This window comes from Xanthomonas sp. SS (assembly GCF_014236835.1).
Taxonomy (GTDB): Bacteria; Pseudomonadota; Gammaproteobacteria; order Xanthomonadales; family Xanthomonadaceae; genus Xanthomonas_A.
This window is the reverse complement of sequence record NZ_CP051190.1, coordinates 348072-370648: the sequence shown is the minus strand read 5'-3', so window position 1 is coordinate 370648 and position 22577 is coordinate 348072. Positions and strand designations below refer to the sequence as shown.

21 protein-coding genes, 1 tRNA gene and 1 pseudogene are annotated in these 22577 nt (G+C 68.9%); 11 read left to right on the top strand and 12 right to left on the bottom strand.

The genetic code is table 11. From position 1 onward, the window contains the following. The first annotated feature begins 238 nt into the window (after positions 1-238). Complete coding sequence (locus tag HEP74_RS01660; protein ID WP_185814912.1) at positions 239-751, top strand: hypothetical protein; 513 nt, start codon at positions 239-241, stop codon at positions 749-751. A 225-nt stretch (positions 752-976) separates the two neighbouring features. Here the strand turns inward: HEP74_RS01660 and HEP74_RS01655 are convergent, their stop codons facing one another. Next, the gene (locus tag HEP74_RS01655) at positions 977-1774 is read right to left on the bottom strand and encodes a TatD family hydrolase (RefSeq protein WP_185814911.1); all 798 of its coding nucleotides are present in this window, start codon (positions 1772-1774) and stop codon (positions 977-979) included. 110 nt (positions 1775-1884) lie between these two features. Here HEP74_RS01655 and hrpB point away from each other — a divergent pair, with 110 nt between their 5' ends. The 3 genes from hrpB to HEP74_RS01635 all read left to right on the top strand — a co-directional run bounded on the left by hrpB (position 1885) and on the right by HEP74_RS01635 (position 5440). After that, positions 1885-4500 carry an ATP-dependent helicase HrpB gene (gene hrpB / locus HEP74_RS01645; protein ID WP_255427847.1) on the top strand — a complete coding sequence of 872 codons (2616 nt, stop codon included), beginning with the start codon at positions 1885-1887 and terminating at the stop codon, positions 4498-4500. 25 nt (positions 4501-4525) lie between these two features. After that, positions 4526-4702 (top strand): hypothetical protein, encoded by a 177-nt coding sequence (locus HEP74_RS01640; RefSeq protein WP_185814910.1) that lies wholly within the window; start codon positions 4526-4528, stop codon positions 4700-4702. Between the two features lie 336 nt (positions 4703-5038). Continuing rightward, positions 5039-5440 carry a hypothetical protein gene (locus HEP74_RS01635; protein ID WP_185814909.1) on the top strand — a complete coding sequence of 134 codons (402 nt, stop codon included), beginning with the start codon at positions 5039-5041 and terminating at the stop codon, positions 5438-5440. Between the two features lie 314 nt (positions 5441-5754). On the opposite strand, the gene HEP74_RS01630 is transcribed toward HEP74_RS01635, so the two are convergent. Both HEP74_RS01630 and HEP74_RS01625 read right to left on the bottom strand, forming a co-directional pair. Continuing rightward, positions 5755-6291 carry a pseudouridine synthase gene (locus HEP74_RS01630; protein ID WP_185814908.1) on the bottom strand — a complete coding sequence of 179 codons (537 nt, stop codon included), beginning with the start codon at positions 6289-6291 and terminating at the stop codon, positions 5755-5757. A gap of 113 nt (positions 6292-6404) precedes the next feature. Then, the gene (locus HEP74_RS01625) at positions 6405-7262 is read right to left on the bottom strand and encodes a class I SAM-dependent methyltransferase (RefSeq protein ID WP_185814907.1); all 858 of its coding nucleotides are present in this window, start codon (positions 7260-7262) and stop codon (positions 6405-6407) included. 175 nt (positions 7263-7437) lie between these two features. Here HEP74_RS01625 and HEP74_RS01620 point away from each other — a divergent pair, with 175 nt between their 5' ends. Next, positions 7438-8397 (top strand): aldo/keto reductase, encoded by a 960-nt coding sequence (locus HEP74_RS01620; RefSeq protein WP_185814906.1) that lies wholly within the window; start codon positions 7438-7440, stop codon positions 8395-8397. Continuing rightward, complete coding sequence (gene curA, locus HEP74_RS01615; protein ID WP_185814905.1) at positions 8394-9440, top strand: NADPH-dependent curcumin/dihydrocurcumin reductase; 1047 nt, start codon at positions 8394-8396, stop codon at positions 9438-9440. Before HEP74_RS01620 ends, curA begins: the two co-directional genes overlap by 4 nt. A 73-nt stretch (positions 9441-9513) precedes the next feature. On the opposite strand, the gene pcaD is transcribed toward curA, so the two are convergent. Both pcaD and HEP74_RS01605 read right to left on the bottom strand, forming a co-directional pair. Beyond that, entirely contained in the window at positions 9514-10293 is a 780-nt protein-coding gene (gene pcaD / locus HEP74_RS01610; RefSeq protein WP_185814904.1) for a 3-oxoadipate enol-lactonase, read from the bottom strand. Between the two features lie 324 nt (positions 10294-10617). Further along, a pseudogene (locus HEP74_RS01605) lies at positions 10618-11107 on the bottom strand (nuclear transport factor 2 family protein). A 927-nt stretch (positions 11108-12034) separates the two neighbouring features. Here HEP74_RS01605 and HEP74_RS01600 point away from each other — a divergent pair. From HEP74_RS01600 to HEP74_RS01590, 3 genes are all read left to right on the top strand, one after another. Next, a tRNA-OTHER gene (locus HEP74_RS01600) sits at positions 12035-12110 on the top strand. Between the two features lie 373 nt (positions 12111-12483). Then, a complete protein-coding gene (locus tag HEP74_RS01595; protein WP_185814903.1) occupies positions 12484-13605 on the top strand; it encodes a slipin family protein in 1122 nt (373 codons plus the stop codon). Positions 13606-13660: 55 nt separating this feature from the next. Beyond that, complete coding sequence (locus HEP74_RS01590; RefSeq protein WP_185814902.1) at positions 13661-14881, top strand: RtcB family protein; 1221 nt, start codon at positions 13661-13663, stop codon at positions 14879-14881. 69 nt (positions 14882-14950) lie between these two features. Here HEP74_RS01590 and HEP74_RS01585 read toward each other — a convergent pair whose 3' ends face one another. From HEP74_RS01585 to HEP74_RS01575, 3 genes are all read right to left on the bottom strand, one after another. Then, positions 14951-15892 carry an NAD(P)/FAD-dependent oxidoreductase gene (locus HEP74_RS01585; protein WP_185814901.1) on the bottom strand — a complete coding sequence of 314 codons (942 nt, stop codon included), beginning with the start codon at positions 15890-15892 and terminating at the stop codon, positions 14951-14953. Further along, positions 15882-16328 (bottom strand): Rrf2 family transcriptional regulator, encoded by a 447-nt coding sequence (locus tag HEP74_RS01580; protein ID WP_185814900.1) that lies wholly within the window; start codon positions 16326-16328, stop codon positions 15882-15884. Before HEP74_RS01580 ends, HEP74_RS01585 begins: the two co-directional genes overlap by 11 nt. Before the next feature lie 264 nt (positions 16329-16592). Continuing rightward, positions 16593-17495, bottom strand: a complete 903-nt coding sequence (locus HEP74_RS01575) for a LysR substrate-binding domain-containing protein (RefSeq protein ID WP_185814899.1) — start codon at positions 17493-17495, stop codon at positions 16593-16595. A 299-nt stretch (positions 17496-17794) separates the two neighbouring features. Here HEP74_RS01575 and dkgB point away from each other — a divergent pair, with 299 nt between their 5' ends. Further along, complete coding sequence (gene dkgB, locus HEP74_RS01570; RefSeq protein WP_185814898.1) at positions 17795-18598, top strand: 2,5-didehydrogluconate reductase DkgB; 804 nt, start codon at positions 17795-17797, stop codon at positions 18596-18598. A 335-nt stretch (positions 18599-18933) separates the two neighbouring features. Next, complete coding sequence (locus HEP74_RS01565; RefSeq protein ID WP_185814897.1) at positions 18934-19251, top strand: hypothetical protein; 318 nt, start codon at positions 18934-18936, stop codon at positions 19249-19251. A gap of 90 nt (positions 19252-19341) precedes the next feature. Here HEP74_RS01565 and HEP74_RS01560 read toward each other — a convergent pair whose 3' ends face one another. From HEP74_RS01560 to HEP74_RS01545, 4 genes are all read right to left on the bottom strand, one after another. Continuing rightward, on the bottom strand, positions 19342-20229 hold the full coding sequence (locus HEP74_RS01560; RefSeq protein WP_185814896.1) for an alpha/beta hydrolase family protein: 888 nt from the start codon (positions 20227-20229) through the stop codon (positions 19342-19344). Positions 20230-20231: 2 nt separating this feature from the next. After that, a complete protein-coding gene (locus HEP74_RS01555) occupies positions 20232-21323 on the bottom strand; it encodes a DUF3182 family protein (protein WP_185814895.1) in 1092 nt (363 codons plus the stop codon). Between the two features lie 31 nt (positions 21324-21354). After that, positions 21355-21561: a hypothetical protein gene (locus HEP74_RS01550; RefSeq protein WP_185814894.1), complete on the bottom strand. Its 207-nt coding sequence runs from the start codon at positions 21559-21561 to the stop codon at positions 21355-21357. Positions 21562-21752: 191 nt separating this feature from the next. Next, a complete protein-coding gene (locus HEP74_RS01545; protein WP_185814893.1) occupies positions 21753-22172 on the bottom strand; it encodes a hypothetical protein in 420 nt (139 codons plus the stop codon). Positions 22173-22577 lie beyond the last annotated feature (405 nt).

Below are 22577 nucleotides of genomic sequence, written 5' to 3'. Positions count from 1 at the left end.
TCCCACAGTGTCTTCGGCCAACGATCGCCGCGCGCCACCTCTTGTGCAGCACCGGACCAGCCAGCTCACGGCGAGCTTCCCATAGCCATTGTGGCTATGGCCGCGGGACGGCGTGGGGGAACGCATTCCCGGCATCGGGACATGCGCCGCTTGCCACCATCCCGCCTCTGCGTACGCCTTCGCGCCCCGCTGACGCCCGCCGCGCCTATGCTCGCCGACCTGACCACGGCGAGCGGCGATGAAGTTCATGGAAAAACTATTCCGCGGCGGCCATTTCGTCATCATCCTGCTGTTCCTGCTGTGCGCCGCCGGCCTGGTGGCGATGGCGGTGCTGGAGCTGTGGCACGGCCTCGCCCCCGGCGGCGACCTGGTGATCCGCGACCGCTTCAACGTGGTGCTGGAGGCGATCGGGCTGCTCACCGTGGCCCTGGTGACGCTGGAACTGGGCCAGACCATCTTCGAGGAAGAGGTGCAGCGCGACGTCAAGGTCAGTGGCCCGACGCGGGTGCGCCGTTACCTGTCGCGGTTCTTCGTGGTCATCGTCATCGCCCTGGCGATCGAGACGCTGGTGTCGATCTTCGAACTGATGCACGACGACCCGGCCAAGCTGCCCTACGCCACCGCGGTCGGCCTGTGCGCGGCGCTTTTGCTGGTCGCCTGGGGCGTGTTCGTCAAGCTCAACCGCAGCGCCGAGGAACTGGAGCCGGAAGCGATGGCCGAGGCCAAGCGCGAGGACGCGCAGGTCGAATAGCGCGGATGCGCGCCATGGAAAACCGGCAGGCCATGAACCCTGTAGGAGCGGCTTCAGCCGCGACGGGGGTTACCGGCAATGCCGGTCGCGGCTGAAGCCGCTCCTACAGGATCTCGCAGCGCAAACGGCCGCGATCGACCACTGCGGCAGCAATTCGGTCCGTGCAGCACAGGCGCACATCGCCAAGCACAACGGCAATAGCCGCAGCCGCACGATGGACGCAACTCACGCGACATCAGGCAAGCGGAAGAACCCGCGCGCGGTGGCGGTGGTCGCCGCCGCGGTCGCCGCCACGTCCTCGCCGCGGTCGCGCGCCAGTTCCTCGACGATGTGTGCCAGGAACGCCGGCTCGTTGCGCCGGTCCTTCGGCAGCGGCTTGAGCGTGCGCGGCAGCAGGTACGGCGCGTCGGTCTCGATCATCAGCCGCGATGCAGGGATGTTCTTGACCAGCTCGCGCAGATGCGCGCCGCGGCGCTCGTCGCACAACCAGCCGGTGATGCCGATGTGCCAGTCGCGGTCCAGATAGTCGAACAGCTCTTCGCGGGTGCCGGTGAAGCAATGCACCACCGCCGGGCCGAGCTTGCCGTCGAACTGGCGCATCAGCGCCAGGAAATCCGCATGCGCGTCACGCTGGTGCAGGAACAGCGGCTTGCCGGTGTCGGCGGCCAGCTGCAGCTGGCGCTCGAAGGCACGGTACTGCGCCGGGCGCGGCGCGAGATCGCGGAAGTAATCCAGCCCGCACTCGCCCACCGCCACCACCTCGGCATGCGCATGCAGCGCGCGCAACTCGGTATCGCACTCGGCGGTGTACTCGAGCGCGTGGTGCGGATGCACGCCTGCGGTGGCGTAGAGGAAGCCCGGGTGCTGCTGCGCCAGCTGCAACGCCAGCGGCGAGTGCTCGCGGCTGGCGCCGGTGACCACCAGCTGCGCGACGCCGGCGTCGCGGGCGCGCTGCAGCACCGCGTCGCGGTCGCGATCGAAGGAGTCGTGGGTGAGGTTGGCGCCGATATCGATCAGAGTCATGCGGAGATGCCGAGGAAGCCGGGCAGGAAAGCCGGAGATTGTACGGGGCCGGCGCTACCGGCGAGATGGATGCGCTCTACAGCGACGCAGCCGATCCGTATCCTTGGCCGATGGCCTCTCCCGTTTTTCCGATCGATCCGCTGCTGCCGCAGATCCGCGACAGCCTCGCCGCGCATCCGCGGCTGGTGCTGGAAGCCCCGCCCGGTGCCGGCAAGACCACCCAGGTGCCGCCGGCGCTGCTGGACGCGGCGTGGCTGCAGGGCCGCCGCATCGTGATGCTGGAGCCGCGCCGGGTCGCCGCGCGCAGCGCCGCCACGTTCATGGCCCGGCAGCGCGGCGAGGCGCCGGGCGAGACCGTGGGCTACCGCATCCGCTTCGAGAACAAGGTGTCCGCGCGCACCCGCATCGAGGTGGTCACCGAGGGCATCCTGACCCGGATGATCCAGGACGACCCGATGCTCGACGGCGTCGGCGCGCTGCTGTTCGACGAATTCCACGAACGCCACCTGGCCGCCGACCTGGGCCTGGCGCTGGCGCTGGACGTGCAGGCGCAGGTGCGCGAGGACCTGCGCATCGTGGTGATGTCGGCGACGCTGGACGGCGAACGCCTGGCGCAGTTCCTGGACGCGCCGCGGCTATCCAGTGCCGGCCGCAGCTATCCGGTGGAGATCGCGCATTTCCCGGCGCGGCGCGAGGAGGCGCTGGAAGCGCAGACCCGCCGCGCCATCGAGCACGCGCTGCAGCAGCATCCCGGCGACGTGCTGGTGTTCCTGCCCGGGCAGCGCGAGATCGCGCGGGTGCAGGCGGCGCTGGAAGCGGCCGGGGTGGGGTTGGGTATGCCCGCATCCGGGGCTGCTTCTGGCGGCATCTCGTCCGGCACCGCCTCGGGCGTACCCTCATCCGGCGCTGCGCGCCACCTTCTCCCGATGGGAGAAGGGAGTGGCGGTGTCGACGTTTTGCCGTTGCATGGCGAGCTGCCGGTCGAGCAGCAGGCCAAGGTGCTGCAGCCCGATCCGCACGGCCGCCGCCGCGTGGTGCTGGCGACCAACGTGGCCGAATCATCGGTGACCCTGCCCGGCGTGCGCGTGGTGATCGATGCCGGCCTGGCGCGCGAGCCGCACTACGATCCCAACAGCGGTTTCTCGCGGCTGGACGTCACCGCCATCGCCCAGGCCTCGGCCGACCAGCGCGCCGGCCGCGCCGGCCGTGTCGCCTCCGGCTGGGCCTACCGGCTGTGGCCGCAGTCGCAGCGCCTGGAGGCGCAGCGCCGCGCGGAAATGCTGCAGGTGGAACTGGCCGGGCTGGCGCTGGAACTGGCGGCCTGGGGCAGCGACGCCTTGCGCTTCGTCGATCCGCCGCCGGCCGGCGCGCTGGCCGCCGCGCGCGAACTGCTGCAGCGGCTCGGCGCCTTGAGCGAGAACCATGCGATTACCGCCAGCGGCCGGCGCATGCTCGCGCTGGGCACCCACCCACGGCTGGCGGCGATGCTGCTGGCCGCGCCGGATGCGCGGGCGCAGGCGCTGGCCTGCGACCTGGCCGCGTTGGTCGAGGCCCGCGATCCGCTGCGCCAAGGCGGCGACGCGCTGGCGGCGCGCTGGCGCGCACTGGCCGGGTTCCGCCGCGGCCGCGCCCCGCACGACGCCAACCGCGGCGGCCTGGCCGCGATCGACGCGGCGGCCAAGCAATGGCGGCGGCGCCTGCGCAGCGACGCCGCGGCGCCGGACAGCGTGGAAGCGCACGAACTCGGCGACCTGCTCGCCCACGCCTTCCCCGACCGCATCGCCACCCGGCATCCGGCCGATCCGCTGCGCTACCTGCTGGCCAACGGCCGCAGCGCGCGCCTGTTCGAGCACAGCGACCTGCGCGGCGAGCCGTGGCTGGTCGCCACCGAACTGCGCTACGAGGCCAAGGACGCGCTACTGCTGCGCGCCGCGCCGGTGGACGAAGCGCGGCTGCGCGTGGACTTCCCGCAGCGCTTCGTGCAGCAGGACGTGGTGCGCTGGGACGCCGAGCGGCGTGCGTTGAGCGCGCTGCGCGAAACCCGCTTCGACCGCATCGTGCTCGACAGCCGCCCCGCCGGCCGCGTCGATCCGGCGCACGCGGCGGCGGCGCTGACCGAGGCGGTGCGCGAACTCGGCCTGCAGGCGCTGCCGTGGAGCGAACCGTTGACCCAGTGGCGCGCGCGCGTGGTCGCGCTGCGTACCTGGATGCCGGAACTGGGCTTGCCCGATCTCGGCGATGCGGCGTTGCTGGAAGGCCTGGACGGCTGGCTGCGCCCGGCCTTCGCCGGCAAGACCCGGCTCGACGCGCTGGGCGAAGACGACCTCGGCGAGGCGCTGAAGTCGCTGCTGCCGTGGGACCGGCGGCAGGCCGTCGATCGCCATGCGCCGACGCGGATCACCGTGCCCTCGGGCATGGAGCGGCGCATCGACTACGCGCTCGACCACGACGGCCAGCCGTTGCCGCCGGTGCTGGCGGTGAAGCTGCAGGAACTGTTCGGCCTGGCCGACACCCCGCGCGTCGCCGACGGCCGCGTGCCGCTGCTGCTGCACCTGCTCTCGCCCGGCGGACGCCCGTTGCAGGTGACCCAGGACCTGCGCAATTTCTGGTCCAGCACCTATCCGGAAGTGAAGAAGGAAATGAAGGGCCGCTATCCCCGCCACCCGTGGCCGGACGACCCGTGGACCGCCACCGCCAGCCATCGCGCGAAGCCGCGTGGCACCTGAGCCGACGGCAGGCAAAACCGAGCCGATGCTGATGATCGCGCCGTGGCCGGACTGCGCCAGCCGCGGCGCGATCGCCAGCCGCGTCAGCGCGGTGGTGTTGAGCGCCAGCAGACGTTCGACGACCTCCGCCGTCTGGCTCGGCGAAGCCGCCCGGCTGCCGCGCTGCAGGTTGCGGCCATTCGAGGCGGCGACAGCGGCGTAGGGACGCTCTGCCTGCCGCGCTTCCGCCAAGGTCCGATGCAAGCACGCCAAGGTACGGAGGCCGGCGAGCACCGCCTCACCCGCCGCCCGCGGCCATGGATGGCGAAGGCAATAACCCTGCGCGAACCGTGCGCCGACCGGCGTCGCCCGCGGCGATATCGCGCCAGCGCGTCCTAGCGAGAAATCCCCAGCGTGGCGACCGCAAGCGCACCGACCGCCGCACCCGAACCGCCCTGCGCATTCAGCCGCCAGACGATTCCACGCCGGCGCGCTAACGCCATGTATACGGCGCCCAAGGGACACTGCAGCCCTTATTCCTGCCAGTAAGGACGCCCCCATGAGCAAGCTGACCATCATCACCGACCGCGCGCTGGATCTCGCCAGCCATGCCGGCGACAGCCTCCGTCACATCGGGCCGCAGGCCAACAAGTGGTTGCAGTCCGGCGCCGCCATGGGCGCGCTCAAGACCGGTGCGGCGCTGGGTGCGGTGAAGACCGGCACCAAGGTCGCGCGCACCGCGGTGCGCCGCAATCCGGTCATCGCGATCGCCGCCGCGGCGGTGGGTGTGGGCCTGCTCGGGTATGCGATCTACCGCAAGCGCCAGCGCGACAACGCCGCACCGATCGAAGGCGATTCGCAGCGCATCGAAGCCAGCAAGCGCGGCAACGCCGGTGCCCGTCGTTCGGCGGCACGTACCTCGCGCCGTGCCGCGGCCGCGCAGGACGCTACCGAAGAATAAGGCTTTGCAGGAGCGTCGCCGCGACAGCGACGACAGCAGCGCCATCGAAACAGCGGCCGGATGCATCCGGCCGCTGTTTTAGTTTGCAGGCGGCGGAGGGCGTGATGCGCCGACGATCCGCGGCGCGGCGACGCGGCCGCCGCGACGGCGATCGTCGAGCGCCTGCGGATACGCCACGCGGCACGCCCGCGTCTCAATCCAAGATTCGCGACCACCCGGCCCCGTTCCTGTAGGAGCGGCTTCAGCCGCGACGCTTTACCGATAGAGTCTGTCGCGGCTGAAGCCGCTCCTACAGAGACCGTTGCCCAGACGGCTTACAGCGCCCGCCACGCGCCCGGCGCCAACCCGTCCAGCCGATGCGTGCCGATCGCCGCGCGGACCAGACGCAGGGTCGGCAAGCCGACCGCGGCCGTCATGCGCCGCACCTGGCGGTTGCGCCCCTCGCGCAGCACGATCTGCAGCCAGGCATCGGGCACCGTCTTGCGGAAACGCACCGGCGGGTCGCGCGGCCACAGGTCCGGCGCCGTCTCCAGCACGCTGGCCTGCGCCGGCGCGGTCGGTCCGTCGTTCAGTAGCACGCCATCGCGCAGGCGCTGCAGCTGTTCGGGCTGCGGCACGCCTTCCACCTGCACCCAGTACGTCTTCGGTTGCTTGTGCCGCGGGTCGGTGTAGCGGTGCGCCAGCGCGCCGTCGTCGGTAAGCAGCAGCAGGCCTTCGCTGTCGTAGTCCAGCCGCCCCGCCGCATACACGTCGGCGGGCAGGCCGAACCCGGCCAGCGTGCGCCGCGGCGGTTCGCTGCGATCGGTGAACTGGCACAGCACATTGAACGGCTTGTTGAACGCGATCAGCATGGAAGCGGGGATTGGAGAGTGGGGATTCGGGATTGGCGAGCATCGGCGTCGCGCGCGACGCGGGCAATTCTCCCACGCCGGTTTCCTTTTTCCGCTGCCCGCGCCGGCCGCTCTCAGCGCTTGACGAACTTCAGCGTCATCCGGTCGCTCTCGCCGATCGCCTTGTACTTGGCGTCGTCGGCGGCATCGTGGCTATTGCTCGGCGGCAGCGTCCACACGCCGCCCGGATAGTCCTTGGTGTCGCGCGGGTTGGCGTTGACCTCGCTCTTGCCGGCCAGCTTGAAGCCGGCCGCCTCGGCCATCGCGATCACCTGCGCCTGGCCGACGTAACCGCTCTTGTCGTCGGCCGGCACATCGGCCTTGGCCCGGTGCTCGACCACGCCGAGCACGCCGCCGGGCTTGAGCACCGCGTAGAAGCCCTTGAACATGCCCTCGGCCTGGCCGGACATGCGCCAGTTGTGCACGTTGCGGAAGGTCAGCACCAGATCGGCCGAGCCCGCCGGACCCAAGACCGGCGCGGTCGGCGAATACGCCACCAGCTTGGCGTGGTCGTACTGCGCCGGCGCGGCGGCGAACTTCTGCTCCAGCGTCGCGCGCGCCTTCTGCTGATACTCGCGGCCGCGCCCTTCCGGCACCGCCGTCGGATCGACCACCGCGGCGATGTACTGGCCGCGCTCGCGCAGGTACGGCGCCAGGATTTCCGAATACCAGCCGCCGCCCGGGGTGATCTCGATCACCGTCTGGGTCGGCTTGATGCCGAAAAACGCCAGGGTCTGCCCCGGGTGGCGATAGGCATCGCGCTCGACGTAGATGCGGTCGCGCCAGCTGCCGTCGATGGCCTTCTGCAAGGCCGCATCGGGAGCGGGCAGGCTGGCGCTGTCGGCAGGCTTGATCGCCTGTGCGGCCGGGATCGCCAGCGTCGCGGCAATGGCAAGGGTACAAGCGCAGGCAAGCGTGGTGCGAAGGCTCATGGCGTACGTCCGTTGTCGGTGTGACGCGAGCCTAGCACGCATGCGCGCGCGCCCGAATGTTGTCTTCGCGTTAGCGCGAATCACGCAAACGGAACGCTGTTTTCGCGACCATCGCCCCGATACCGAAACCTGCGGCGACTATCCTGTCGCCCTTCCCCACAGCGGAGCGTTCCCCATGCTGCACACGCGCGAACTCGGCCGTTCCGGCCTGCACGCGGCGCCGCTCGCCTTCGGCGGCAATGTGTTCGGCTGGAGTGCCGACGCCAAGACCTCTTTCGCCTTGCTCGACGCCTTCGTCGAAGCGGGCTTCAACCTGATCGACACCGCCGATGCGTACGCGGCCTGGGTGCCCGGTAACCGCGGCGGCGAGTCGGAAACCATCATCGGCCAGTGGCTCAAGCGCAGCGGCAAGCGCGACAAGGTGTTGATCGCGACCAAGGTCGGCAAATGGGCCGAACGCCCGGGCCTGACCGCCGACAACATCGCCGCGGCGGTGGACGAATCGCTGCAGCGCCTGCAGACCGACGTGATCGATCTGTACCAGGCGCACGAGGACGACGAGTCGGTGCCGCTGGAAGCCTCGTTGGCCGCATTCGGGCGGCTGATCGAGCAAGGCAAGGTGCGCGCGATCGGCGCCTCCAACTACAGCGCCGAACGCCTGGCCGAAGCGCTGAAGGTGTCGGCGCAATACGGGTTGCCGCGCTACGAGACGCTGCAGCCCGAATACAACCTGTACGACCGCGCCGGCTACGAGGCCGGCCTGGAACCGCTGGTGCGCGAGCAGGGCCTGGGCACGATCTGCTACTACGCGCTGGCCCGCGGTTTCCTCAGCGGCAAGTACCGCAATCCCGCCGATGCGGCGAAAAGCCAGGCGCGCGGCGACAGCGTGATCGCGCGCTACCTCAACGCGCGCGGCCTGCGCATCCTCGCCGCGCTCGACGACATCGCCGGCAAGCACTCGGCCACGCCGACCCAGGTCGCCTTGGCGTGGCTGATCGCGCGCCCCGGCATCGCCGCGCCGATCGCCAGCGCCACCAGCATCGAGCAGTTGCAGCAGTTGTTGGCCGCCGCGCGCCTGGCGCTGTCGGCCGACGATATCGCGCAACTGGATACCGCAAGCAAGGAAACCGTATGAGCACCGCTTCCCATACCACCCGCGTGGTCCTCACCTCGCGTCCGCAAGGTGCGCCGACCACGGAGAATTTCCGCATCGAACAAGCGCCGCTGGCCGCGCCCGGTCCCGGCCAGGTGCTGCTGCGCAACCGCTGGCTGTCGCTGGATCCGTACATGCGTGGGCGCATGAGCGATGGACCCTCGTACGCGCCACCGGTGCAACTGGGCGAGGTGATGGTCGGCAGCACCGTCGCCGAGGTGCTGGAATCGCACCACCCCGACTTCAAGCCCGGCGATCTGGTGCTGGTGCAGAGCGGCGGCTGGCAGACGCATCTGGTGGCCGACGGCGCCGGCCTGCGGCGCAAGCTCGATCCGCACTCGCCGTTGCCGCCGAGCACCGCGCTCGGCGTCTACGGCATGCCTGGCTTCACTGCGTATGCCGGCCTGCACGAGATCGGCAAGCCGCAGAGCGGCGAGACCGTGGCGGTCGCCGCCGCCACCGGCCCGGTCGGCGCCAGCGTGGCGCAGATCGCCAGGTTGCGCGGCGCGAAGGTGATCGCCATCGCCGGTGGCGCCGAGAAATGCCGCTACCTGCGCGAGGAATTGGGCCTGGACGTGGCGCTGGACCATCGCGCTGCGGACTTCGCCGAGCAACTGCGCGCCGCCGCGCCAGACGGCATCGACGTGTACTTCGAGAACGTCGGCGGCCATGTGTTCGATGCGGTGTTGCCGCTGCTCAACGATTTCGCGCGGGTGCCCGTGTGCGGCACCGTCGCCACCTACAACAGCAAGGGCGAACTGCCGCCGGGGCCGGACCGCCTGCCGGCGCTGATGAACCAGGTGCTGCGCCAGCGGCTGACCCTGCGCGGCTTCATCGTCGGCGATTTCGTCAAGCTCTATCCCGAGTTCCTGCGCGAGATGGGCGCGTGGCTGGCCGACGGCCGCGTGCGCTACCGCGAGCATGTCGTGCATGGACTGGAGAACGCGCCGCAGGCCTTCATCGACATGCTCGGCGGCGGCAATTTCGGCAAGCTGGTTGTGAAGCTGGATGAGAGCCGGGAGTAAGGATTCGGGATTGGACAGCCTGCGCTGCGCGGTCGGGATCGCGCGGCAACCGTCTCTGCAGCCCTGACCGTGGCTATTGCAACAGGAAGCGCAGCAGCGCGTCGTTGAAGGCGTGCGGCGATTCCACATTGCACAGATGCCGGCCATGCACCTGGGCGAAGCTGCCGCGCGCCGCCTGCGCGGCGATCGCCTGCAGACCGTCCGGCGGGCAGACCGGATCGTCGTGCCCGGCCAGCGCCAGCAGCGGCGTGGCGATCTCGCCCAGGACGCCACGGAAGTCGGCGCTGGCCACTGCCTCGCAGCAGGCTGCATAGGCCTGCACATCGGTGTCCATGAAGCTCCCAAGGATCGTCTCGACCGTCGCCGGCTGCATCTCGGCGAAGGCCGGGGTGAACCAGCGCTCGCGGGTGCCGGCGAGCAGCGACGCCAGTCCGTCGGCCTGCACCTGCGCGATGCGTGCCTGCCAGCCATCCTTGGTGCCGATCTTGGCCGCGGTCGCGCACACGGTGAGCGTATGCAGGCGCGCGCCGGCGTGGATGCCCAGCCACTGCCCGGTCAGCCCGCCGATCGACAGGCCGCAGAAATGGGTGCGCTCCACCGACAGCGCATCGAGCAACGCCAGCACATCGCCGGCCAAATCCTCGATCCGATACGGACCAGGCGCGGCGCTCGAGGCGCCGTGGCCGCGACGGTCGTAGCGCAGCACCCGGTAGTACGGCGCCAGCGCATCGATCTGCGCGTCCCACATGTGCAGGTCGGTGCCGAGCGAATTGCAGAAGGTCAGCCATGGACGGCCTTCGCTGCCGTCGATGCGGTAATGCAGGCGATGCGTCGGAAGTTCGAGGAAGGGCATGGCGGCGATGTCGGCTGGGGGAAGGGCGCGCGACCGATGGCCGCTACCGGAGTCTAGCCCTCTCGCGCCTTGCCAGCATGCTCCAAACGCGCACCGCCGGATGTTCGCCACTGCAAGCCGGCACAGCATTCTCGAGGTGCATGCGCGACAGACTGCACATGCGGGCCACGTCAACATCCAACTCGCCACCCTGTGCGGGCGCCGGACAACAAAGAAATCCGTCCGATGACGGCATCACGGCCACACACACCGCGTCGCTGCGACACCACGCATCGTGCGTGCCGCAGCGACGCATCGCCGCGACGTCCTCGACCCTGGCCTATCTCACTTGGTCGCCGGATCCCAATGCTCCTGGATCTTGCCGTTCTGGATGCGGAACATGTCGAACCAGGTGGTCGTATAGGTCTTGGTCGCGTCCTTGGGGGTCGGGCAAGGTGCGCACCGATACCAGGGTCACGTAATCGCCCTCGGCGAGGATCGCCACCAGCGGCAGCTGCACGCGCGGCTTGATCGGCTGAGGTTTGACGAAGGCGGTCAGGAACTGCAGGAACGCATCGCGGCCGTTGGCCACGGTCGGATTGTGCTGGATATAGTCCTTGGCCATGTACATCGGCGCGTACTCGGTGTGCCCGGCTTCGAACACGATGCGCCAGAAGTCGTAGACCAGGCGCTTGTTCGCCTCGGTACGCCAATCCGACGCCTGCAGCAGCTGCTGGTGGTTGGGATTGGCGGTGACCGCGGTTTGCGCGAATGCGGACGCGGCGGGGAACACGAGCAGCAATGCGAGCAGAGACGCATGCAGGCGAATTTTCATTTCGATGGCTCCGTTGGGGGAAGTGGCTTGAGCGCAGGCGCCATCCAGTTACCGAAAAGTAAGTGATTTGGTGCTGGAGGACGCATCGCGAGCCTAACAGTGCGCATTGCGCCAGGCCGGCCATCGCCAGAGAAAATCCGGCGATTTGCCGATGAATTTTCCCGCTCTTCGGAGCCGGCCACAGTAACCAAAACACCAGAATTGGAAACGCGCCCCAGGGAATTCCGAATCTTGCGGCGACCGCCGACGCGGCGCGCGGCGATCGAGGCATTGGCGAGAGAGAAAAATAATTCGATAAACCCCTTGCGCAACGAAAACAACGCAGGTAATGTGCGCGCCCATCAGCCGACACGTTCGGCAACGACGAATCCGACGACCATGACCTTCCGCCCCTTCACCGCACATCTGCCCAGCCTGCAGCGCGAAACGCGCGCAGCGGCACTGCGTGCGCTGCGCGATACCGCGCTGCGGCTGGATCCCACCACCTGATCGACTGATCGCCCGTTGCGGAGATCGGTTGCATCGATCTCCGAGGAACGCGAACGCCCTCGGACACCATGCCGGGGGCGTTTTGCTTTGCGCGTTCGCATGCTTTTTTTGTTTTGTCGATCCAACATCCCAGGCACCCGGGCATGGAATGCCCGGAAACAGGGAAGTTTCGCTCGCGAGGCGCGCAAGCGCTGCGTCCAGGTGCCGGACGCGGGCGGCGGGAATGGGATCGACGCAGGAATTGCCGTTTCGAAGGAGATGGCAATGGGAAACTGCACTTAATGGCCGCTAGCGGTACGGGATGCCATTCCCGTCCGGTGCGCACGGCACTGCCGTCGCGTATGCCTGCGGCCGGGACGTGCAGTTTCCACCAGACGTTAGCTCAGAGGTAGAGCAGTGGCTTGTCCACTGGTCGCCGGTTCGATTCCGGCACGTCGCTTTTGGATAGCTCAATTGGTTAGAGCATCGGAAATTAATCCGAATGTTGCGGGTTCGATTCCCGCTCCGAGAACCATGACCTTTCACGTCATGTGCAATACCGGGCGCAAGCCCAGCAAGTCGCGCCGCGCGGATCACGCCGCACGCATCGCCACTGGCGCTGCGTAACGCATGCACCGCAGCGCCGCTGCCGCCGCCGCGCCGCCCTGAACGTGCGCGCCTGCGCCGACGGTCGCATCGCACTGCAACGCGATGACGATCCCACGCGCAAGCCTCCGCACCGACAGCGCCCGCCGGCCGCCACAGCGACGTCGTGCGCGTACTTGCATCTCTTTGCAGCGTTGCGGTGCCGACGGCATCCGCAACCCAGCGTCCTCGCGCCCCTCGGTCCGGCGCGGCGATTTCATCCACAGGACCGGATCACCAGAGCCACACAAGGAGAACGTGCCATGTTCTGGACCAAGCGGGTCGTGATCGGCGATAGCGAGCGCGGCCTGATGTATCGCAACCGGCGTTTCGAGCGCGTGCTCGCGCCCGGCGTCTACCGCCTGTTCGACCCGTCGCAGCGGATCGACGTGAAGACCTGCAATATCGCCGTGCCGGAATACGCCGGTGCCGATGTCGATGCGTTGATCGCGCGCCTGGGCGCGCAGCTGCACGAGGTCTTCGTGCTGGCCGACCTGGGCAGCGACGAGGTCGGCCTGGTGTTCAAGCAGGGCAAGCTCGAAGACGTGCTGGCGCCCGGCACGCGCCGGCTGTACTGGCACGGGCTGATCGCGGTGGAGGTGATGCGTCTGCCGCTGGGCGAGAGCCTGGCGGTGCCGGCGGATGTCGCCCAGCGCCTGCGCCAGCTCGGCCTGCTGTCGCGCTTCGCGGTGGCGCTGGACGTTCCGGCCGAGTCGGCGGGACTGGTGTTCGTCGATGGGCGCCTGCAGCAGACCCTGGCGCCGGGGCACTACGCGTTCTGGAACTTCCGCAAGAACATCGTCGCGGAAGTGATCGAACTGCGGATCCAGTCGGTGGAGGTGTCCGGGCAGGAGCTGTTGACCCGCGACAAGGTCAGCCTGCGCGTCAACCTGGCCGCCAGCATGCGCGTCGCCGACCCGGTCGCGGCGCGGACGCGGGTGGCCAAGTACGGCGACCAGCTGTACCGCGAGCTGCAGTACGGCTTGCGCCGTGCGGTGTCGGCGAAGACGCTGGACGAGCTGCTGGGCGACAAGGCCTCGCTGGATGCGGACATCTTCGGCTACGTGCGCGAGCAGGTCGCCGGCTTCGGCATCGAGGTGCTGGGCGTCGGGGTCAAGGACGTGATCCTGCCAGGCGAGATGAAGGACATCCTCAATGCGGTGGTGCAGGCAGAGAAGTCGGCGCAGGCCAACGTGATCCGCCGGCGCGAGGAGGCCAACGCCACGCGGTCGCTGCTCAACACCGCCAAGCTGATCGAGGACAACCCGGTGCTGATGCGGCTGAAGGAGCTGGAGGCGCTGGAGAAGGTCACCGAGAAGATCGACAAGCTCACCGTGTTCGGCGGCCTGGATGGCGTGCTGAAGCAGTTGGTGACGATGAAGTAGGACTGCCCTGTGCGGCGCAAGGAAGCGCCACGCAGGGCCTCGAAGGAATGACGACATGAACATGCAGAACTATGAATTGCTGCACGCCGAGGGCAGTGCCACGCCGATCAAGGGCTGGGTGCGCGGCGTGCCGCTGGAAGCGCAGGCCCACGAGCAGCTGCGCAACATCGCCGCGATCCCGTTCGTGGGACCGTGGGTAGCGGTGATGCCGGACGTGCACCTGGGCAAGGGCGCGACCGTGGGCTCGGTGATCCCGACCCGCGGCGCGATCATCCCGGCGGCGGTCGGCGTGGACATCGGCTGCGGCATGGCCGCGGTGCGGACCACGCTGCGCGCGGCCGATCTGCCCGACAGCCTGGCGCAACTGCGCTCCAGCATCGAGCGCAGCGTGCCGGTCGGCAACGGCCGCGGCGGCGAGCACCGCAAGCTGCCCGACAGCATCGCCACGCGCATCGCGCAGTCGGGGCTGGTCGAGCGCCTGGACACGATCAAGGCCAGGCACCGCCGGATCCGCACCGACAAGCTGGACTGCCAGATCGGCACGCTCGGCGGCGGCAACCACTTCATCGAGGTGTGCCTGGACGAGAGCGACGCGGTGTGGGTGATGCTGCACAGCGGCTCGCGCGGCACCGGCAACCTGATCGGCAGCTACTTCATCGAGCAGGCGCGCGAGCAGTTGGCGCACCGCGTGCTCGGCTTCCACCTGCCGGACAAGGACCTGGCGTTCTTCATGGAAGGCGAGCCGTTGTTCGACGACTACGTGGAAGCGGTGTCCTGGGCGCAGGACTACGCCCGCGAGAACCGCGAGGCGATGATGGCGCGGGTGCTGGCGGAGATGCGCCACCGCTTGCCGAAGTTCCAGTTGGAGAAGCTGGCGGTGAATTGCCACCACAACTACGTGCAGAAGGAAACGCACGCCGGCGAGGAACTGCTGGTGACGCGCAAGGGCGCGGTCAGCGCGCGTGCCGGCGAGCTGGGCATCATTCCCGGCAGCATGGGCGCGAAGAGCTTCATCGTGCGCGGCCTGGGCAATGGCGACAGCTTCCACAGCTGCAGCCACGGCGCCGGGCGGGTGATGAGCCGGACCGCCGCGCGCCAGCAGATCACCCTGGCCCAGCACCGCGAGGCCACCGCGCACGTGGAGTGCCGCAAGGATGCGGCGGTGATCGACGAGTCGCCGGCGGCGTACAAGTCGATCGACGCGGTGATGGCCGCGCAAAGCGACCTGGTGGAAGTGGTGCACACGCTGCGTCAGGTGCTGTGCGTGAAGGGCTGAGGCGGTGTGGCCTTGGCAGCTGCCGGCCTCGTGCCGGTGCGAGGCCGTCCGTTCGCGGACGGCCTTTTTTTATGCCGCAGCCGCAGCGTCCTGCTCGCTGTCTTCGGCGATCAAGGCGTGGTGCAGCCCGATGCCGGCGATCACGCCATCGGCCGAGGCCAGCGTGGCGTTGCCGAACATGCGCGCCGCGTCGCCGGCCGCATAGACCCGCGGCACGCTGGTCAGCTTCTTTTCGTCCACGCTCAGATACGGGCTCAACGGGCCTTGCTCGAAGCGGCAACCCAGGCGCTCGGCCAACGGACTGGCCATGCGCGTCGGCGCGCCCAGGAACAGCGCCTGGATCTGCACCAGCGCGCCATCGTCCACGCGCATGCCGTCGATCGCCGTGCCCTCGCCTTCCAAGGCGATTGCCCGCCGCGTTTCCAGCTGCACGCCACGCCTGGCCAGCTTGGCCAGCTTGGCCATCAGCTCGGCGTCGTCCAGCGGCATGCCCTGCGCGAACAACGTCACCCGGCCCCAGTCGGCCAGCATCAGCGCCTGTTCCGCCGACATGGCGGTGCCGTTGCCGAGCACGCCGATGCGCGCCTGCCGGCCCAGCTCGTAGCCGTGGCAGTACGGGCAGTGCATGACCGTGTGTCCCCAGCGCTCGGCCACGCCCGGCAGGTCCGGCAACTGGTCGACGACGCCGGTCGCCAGCACCATGCCGCGCGTGCGTATCCGCCTGCCGTCGGCCAGCGCCACGTCCCAGCCGCCGGGCAATGCAGTCGCCTCTTCGACCTGCCCGTCCCACCATTCGACGGTCGGATAGGCCAGCAGCTGCGCCTTGGCCTGCGCCAGCACCGCGCTGCCCGGCATGCCGTCCAGCGCCAGCAGGCCATGCGAGTGCGCGGCGTGCCGGTTGCGCGGCAGGCCGGCATCGACCACCAGGACCTTGCGATGCCCGCGCGCCAGCATCAGCGCGGCGGACAGACCGGAGAAACTGCCACCGACGATCACGGCATCATGTTGCATGGGTCTTCTGCTCCTGTTTGAGTTTGCGTTGTACGCGCTGGCCCAGCTTGCGCAGCGTCAATGCCTGCAGCTGTGCGGCCAACGCGGCCTGTGCCTGCCGATAGCCGTCGTCGAGCGCATCGTTGACCGCACGCTCGATCGCGCAATCCGGATGCGGACCGCGCACGCCGTGGCCAAGCACTAGCGGCTCGCCCAAGGCGACATAGACGTGGTACAGGCTGATCGCCTCCGGCGCGCGCGCCAACTGCCAGCCGCCGCCGTGGCCGCGGGTGGATTCGACCAGTTGCGCGTCGCGCAGCCGCGCCAGCAGGCGCCGCACCACCACCGCATGGCTCTGCAGGCAGGCCGCCATCTGCTCGGAGGTCATCGGCTCGCCATGCTGGGCCATGTGCACCAGCAAGTGCAGCACATCGGAGAGTTGCGTGTTTCGCTTCATGTAACCATCTTAGTTACATTTACAAATGCGTGTCCAGTCCGGGTGGCCGGAACGGCGGCGCAACCGCCGCCGCGGTCTCGCACATGGACGCGGCACACGCGTCATTCGTACGCAGGCAGGCTATTGGAGGCGTCGTCTGCACGACGTGCATGTGCGGCCCGTTTCGGCTGCGCAGCTTCACGGCATCGTGGCGCGCGCTGCCAGCGTGTCCCGATCGGCGACGCCTCGCCCCGCTCGCCAATGCGCGCATGGCGCACGCATGCGTCACGCCGCGAACGGCGCCGGCCCCAGCGCGTCGGCCAGATGGTCCAGGAACGAGGCGATGCGCGCCGAGACCGCCGTGTTGCGGTAGTACACGCCGTGGATCGGTTGGCGCACGTCCAGCGTGAGCTTGGGCAATAGCTGCACCAGGCGGCCATCGCGGCGATCGGCCGCGGTCATGAAGTCGGACAGGCAGGCGATGCCGTCGCCGGCCAGTGCCAGCTGACGCAGGGTCTCGCCGCTGGAACAGGCGAGCGTCGGGCGGATGTGCAACGCGGCGCCATCGCTGCCGCGCAGCGGCCATTCGTTGAGCGACTCGGGCTGGGTGAAGCCGAGCAGGTCGTGCCGGACCAGCGCGTCCACGCGGCGCGGCACGCCGCGCCGGGCCAGATAGTCGGGACTGGCCAGCACCCGCAGCCGGCTGCTGCCCAGCGCGCGCGCATGCAGGCTGGAATCGCGCAGCGCGCCGATGCGGATCGCCAGGTCCGTGCGGCGTTCGAGCAGGTCGATGATGCCGTCGTTGCTGGTCAGCTCCAGCTCCACATCCGGATAGCGTGCGCGGTAGCCGGCCACGTGCGGCACGATCGCATGCAGCATGAACGGCGTGGCCGCATCCACGCGCAGGCGCCCGACCGGGCGCTGGCGGCGCGCGACCATCTGCTCTTCGGCCTGCTCGACCGCAGCCACGATCTCGCGGGCGCGCTGCAAGAAGGCCTGGCCTTCCTCGGTCAGCGCCAGGCGCCGGGTGGTCCGCCGCAGCAGCGTGGTCTGCAGCTTTTCCTCCAGCCGAGCCAGCGCGCGGCTGACCCCGGAGGCGGTCTGCCCCAATGCGTCGGCGGCGGCGGTGATGGAGTGCGTATCGACCACGGCGATGAAGGCCTGCAGTTCGTCCAGCGTCGTCTTCATGGCAGAGCGGATGGTGGAATCGGGAATCGATTATTGACCAGAATGCAAAAGTGATTGGTCTGGCGATGGGTTTTTCCTGGCCAGGGACAGGTCCACACTGGGTCCCTGCTTCTTCTCCCGGATGCCGTCGTGTTCCCTCTTCCGTCTCTGCCCTGCCTGCCCTGTGAGCGCCCCCTCGGCGTCACCGCACCGATCGGCCAGCCCGATGCGATGGGCGCCGCAGCGACGCCGACATGACCGCGCCGCTCGCATACTGAAATCCAATCTTCTTCCCCATCTTCCTCGCAAGGAGTCACCGCATGCGCATTCCCGCTTTCGGCCTGGGTACGTTCCGGCTCAAGGATCAGGTCGTCGTCGACTCGGTTCGCAACGCGCTCGAACTCGGCTACCGCGCCGTCGACACCGCGCAGATCTATGGCAACGAAGCCGAGGTCGGCCAGGCCATCGCCGCCTCCGGCGTGCCGCGCGCGGATATCTTCGTCACCACCAAGGTGTGGACCGACAACCTGTCCGCCGACACGCTGCTGCCGAGCCTGCGGCAGAGCCTGGACAAGCTGCGCAGCGACTACGTGGACCTGACCCTGGTGCATTGGCCCTCGCCGCGCGATGCGGTGCCGATGGCCGAATATCTGCACGCCCTGGCCGACGCCAAGCGGCAAGGCCTGACCCGGCAGATCGGCCTGTCCAACTTCACCATCGCGTTGACCGAGCAGGCGATCGCGATCCTCGGTGCCGACGCGATCGCCACGCAGCAGATCGAAGTGCATCCCTATCTGCAGAATCGCAAGCTGATCGGCTACCTGCAGCAACAGGGCATCCACGTCACCTCGTACATGACCCTGGCCTACGGCAAGGTGCTGCAGGATCCGGCGATCGCCGCGATCGCCGCGCGCCATGCCGCCACGCCGGCGCAGGTGGCGTTGGCCTGGGCGCTGCAGCAGGGCTATGCGGTGATCCCGTCCTCGACCAAGCGCGAGAACCTGGCCAGCAATCTGCTCGCGCAGTCGCTGCGCCTGGAGGAGGAGGACATGGCGCAGATCGCCACGCTGGACCGCGGCGAACGGCTGGCGAACCCGGCCGGTATCGCGCCGGACTGGGACTGAAGCCGCGGCGCTGCATGCCTCGGCTGGGTGAACGTGCCGTCGCCTCCACGTCACCTCCACGGCGATCGGCATGTGCCGCATGACAAGGCATGTGCCGCGCGCATGGCGCCTCGTTGCATGACGCGTTGTCGCCGGCACGACGACAACGCGTCATGCGACCTCGCAACCGGCACGTTATCCAGCACGGCGTTGCAAGCGCTTCCAGAGCGTCTTCCCGCTCATCTCGCTTATCGGTTCAGCGATTCGCGCGCGGTATCGCGCTGCAGGCGCAAATCGCGGCAACTATCCGTTAGGATCGGAGCGACAGGGGGGTAGCTTCGAGAGGAGTCCTACCCATGCAGACCGCTTCCGCTCTCGCTCGTCCTGCCCACGCTCGTCGCGCCGTCGATCTGGATGCCGAAATGGCCTACTGGCGGCATGCGCATGCCAATGGCCGCCTCGGTCACCATGGTTTCTCCGACTATGCCTCGCTGCTGAAGATGGGCTACGACGTCTATCTGGCCTATCCGCGCGCCACCGAAGCGCAGCTGTACCGCGTGCTGCAGGAGTCCTATCACCACCTGGCGCCATCGCTGTCGGTGCCGTGGGACGAGGCGCGCTGGCTGGTCCGCCACGCCTGGCACCATCTGGAGCAATCCGGGCGCAGCCACTGACGGCAGCGGCGAGCGTGCCGGGATCGCGTTGCAGACTGCAGCGCGACCGCTTCGTTGCGCGCATCCGTCGCGGCGCTGCCGCGCAGCGCTTCACCGCGACGGCGGCGCGTCGGAGGTGCGTTCCTTGGCCTCGATGCGGCCGTGGAATTCTTTCGAGCCCTGCCCGGGCGACGTCGCCGCATCGCCCTGGGTACTCTTGAGTTGCTGCTTGCGCCGTTCGACCACGTTCTTGGCCAGCGCCACGCGGCGCCCGACCACCATCTCGGTGAGCCAGTCGACCAGATAGCGGGTGTATTCGAGCTGATGTTCCTTGCGGGTCAGCGCGTGGTCGGCGCCCTTGATCACCCGCGAGGTCAGCGAGCGCGCATTGGAAAACGCGGCGGCATAGTTCTTGAGCACCTGGCCGGGCACGATCACGTCCTGCTCGGCCTCGACCAGCAACACGTCGCCGCGAAAGCGCTGGCACGCGGCCAGCGCAATGTTGTCGTCCGGCGCGACGGCGCGATGCCGATACGGCATCAAGTCCGGATCGCGGTTCAACGCCACCTTCGGCCCGTCCCAATGCGCGTCCTTGTACAGCGCCGGCGAACGCAGCGCCAGCCACTCCACCGGCCGCTCCAGGGTCAGCAGCGAGGCCAGGTAGCCGCCGTAGCTCAGGCCCACCACCGCGATCGACTCCGGATCCACCTGCGGCGAATCCACCAGCCGGTCGTAGGCCGCCTTGATGTCGTCCAGATTCTGCGCGCGCGTCACCGTCTCGCGCATCGACGCCATGCCTTCGTGGCCGCGCAGGTCGAAGGTCAGGCACACGCAGCCCAGGCCGACCGCTTCGCGCGCGCGCACCAGGTTGTGATGCTGGTTGCCGCCCCAGCCATGCACGAACAGCACGCCGGGCATGCCATTGGTCGGCGTCAGCAAGGTGCCGCTCAAGGCGTCGCCGTCCACCGCGATATCGATGCTGGAGAGCTTGGTTTCCATCGTCAGTCCGCAGCGCTCACATAACGGTATTTGGTCAGGCGGCCCACGCGCGGATCTTCGCCCATGTAGTAGACCTCCGCGTCCGCGGGCAGCGCCGGCGCGCCATAGCGTTCGACCGTGGCCGCGATCACCGCGTGCAACGCCGGATCGCGCTGGAAGGCATCGACCGCGGCCAGTTCCGCCGGTGTGGCGCCGCCGACACGCCAGGATTGCTCAAGCACGCCGCACAGGCGCGTGCCGTCCTGGGCGACGCCGTCGATCACGTCGTAGTTGCGGCGCGATGCGTAGAAATCGGGATAGGCCTGGGCGACGCAACGATCGTAATGGCGCGCCTTCAACACCGCCTCACGCTGCTGCGGCGGCAATGTGCGTTCGAGCAGCGCGTCCAGGGTGCCGCGGATCACGAACAGCTGCGAGCCGCCGTAGGTCTCGCGACCGGCAGCGTCGTCGGTGGCCGATTGCGTGCCGTAGTAGGCGATGGTCATGCCGGCGCAGTCCACTTCGCCGACGCTGAAGGTCGTCGAGCGGTCCAGTTGCCGCTCCAGCACCACGCCCTGCTGCGCCAGATCCGACGCTGCCAACGCGTCCAGCGCGGTCTCCAACGCCTGCGCATCGTGCAGCAACAGCTGGCCTTGCCCGGCGATGCCATGCGGCAACTTCAAGCGCACCTGGCCACCGCTGCACAGGCGCGCATACGCCACGCGCGCATCGTCCGCCGCGAACGCGGTGTAGCCAGGTACCGTGGCCTCGGCCAATGCGCCGCCGAGCGCATGGTTCCAGCCCTGTGGCGCGGCTGCGCCGGGATCGACCAGCGGATGGCTGATCGCCTTGGTGGCGACGAACGCATGCGGGACCACGCCACCGAGCAGGTCGGCCGCCGCGCGCACGCCCAGCTGTTGCGCCTGCGCGGCGGTCAGGGTGTCGTCCGGTACGTAGAAACCGCTCTGTGTCGCGCCGGCATCCTGCAACGGCAGGCGCATCAGCCGCGCCACTTCGGCGGCGATCCAGGCGTGCGTGGCGACCTCGTGTCCGCCGGGCGGATGCATGCGGACGCTGCAGCGACGGACATGGTCGTGTGCGGCAGATGGCGCCATGCGCGGCTCTCCAGGCGAACAGGACAGGAGGTCAAGCACGGGCGTACCAGAACAGCAGCAAGCCCAGCGCGAACAGCGCGACCGCGGCGAGCAGCCAGCGCGGCACGGCGGCGCGCAATTGTCGCCACCAGGCGCCGGCCTCCGAGATGCCCGGGGCATCGGCGGGAACGTCGTTTGTAGGCGGAGCCTGATGCCTGGCCGTCGCCTGCGATGAGGAATGGCGGAGGGGATTGACCATGGTTCCAAGGCTGTCGGCAACCGCGTTGCGCCATGGTGAACGCTGCGTGCCGAGCGCGTTAGCGGGATATCCGGATGTCGAATCTCGATGTCGAAGATGCAACCGACGACGTTGCCTGTTGCGAGCGCATGCTACCGGCGCGTCACTAACAACGTTATCCACCCCGCACGAATGCCTCTCGGGGGCGGCGCTCAGGCGGACGACAATGGTGCGGTGACCTGCGCATCGATCCGGTGCTTGCCGGCCAGCGCCTGCATGCCCTGCAGCGTGGCCTGCACCGTACTGGCATAGCCGCTGCGCCACAGCTCGGCGCGCGACTGGCGCGAAGATGCTTCGGCCAGCGCCAGCGCGAAGGCCTGCACGCGCGGGTCGGCTAGGGTGGCACGGTCGAGGAACGAGTGTTCCAGTGCGATCACGTCCACCGGCGCCAGCCAGGCATCGGCGACCAACTCGGCCACGCCGACCCGGTGCGACAGCTGATGCATCGCGCTCAGGGTTTCGTGCAGCATCTCCAGATACGCCCACTGCCACAGCGCCGCCTTGCGTTGCGGATCGGCCTGGTCCAGTGCGGACAAGGCAGCGTCGACCTGGTCGATGCGTAAATCGTTCATTCGCTGGCGCTCCACGTCGCGCAATCCGATCGACGCATTTTGCGCGCAAATAGTGAGGAGATTGTGAGCCGCAGCCTCTGCGGCAATGGGACGGCGCGTTCCGCGGCTCGGCCTGAGCAAGTAGGCCACCGGCTGCGAACGGCCGTATCGGACAGCAGCGCGCTCCTCGCCGCGTGGCCGCATGCCGGCAGATGCAGCGCTGCATCCACCGCAGCACGCGCAACTGGGCAGCAGCGCAAGACCGGCATCGGCGCGACTGTTCTATACTGGCGCGGCACGCAGCGCATCGCCGCGCGCGCTCTTCCGCTCCCCACGCCACGACATGACGCCACCCTGACACCCGCGTTGCGCTTTCCACGTTGTCCCCCTGCGGGACGCCCGGTGTGTTCTGGCTTTCCATTTCGT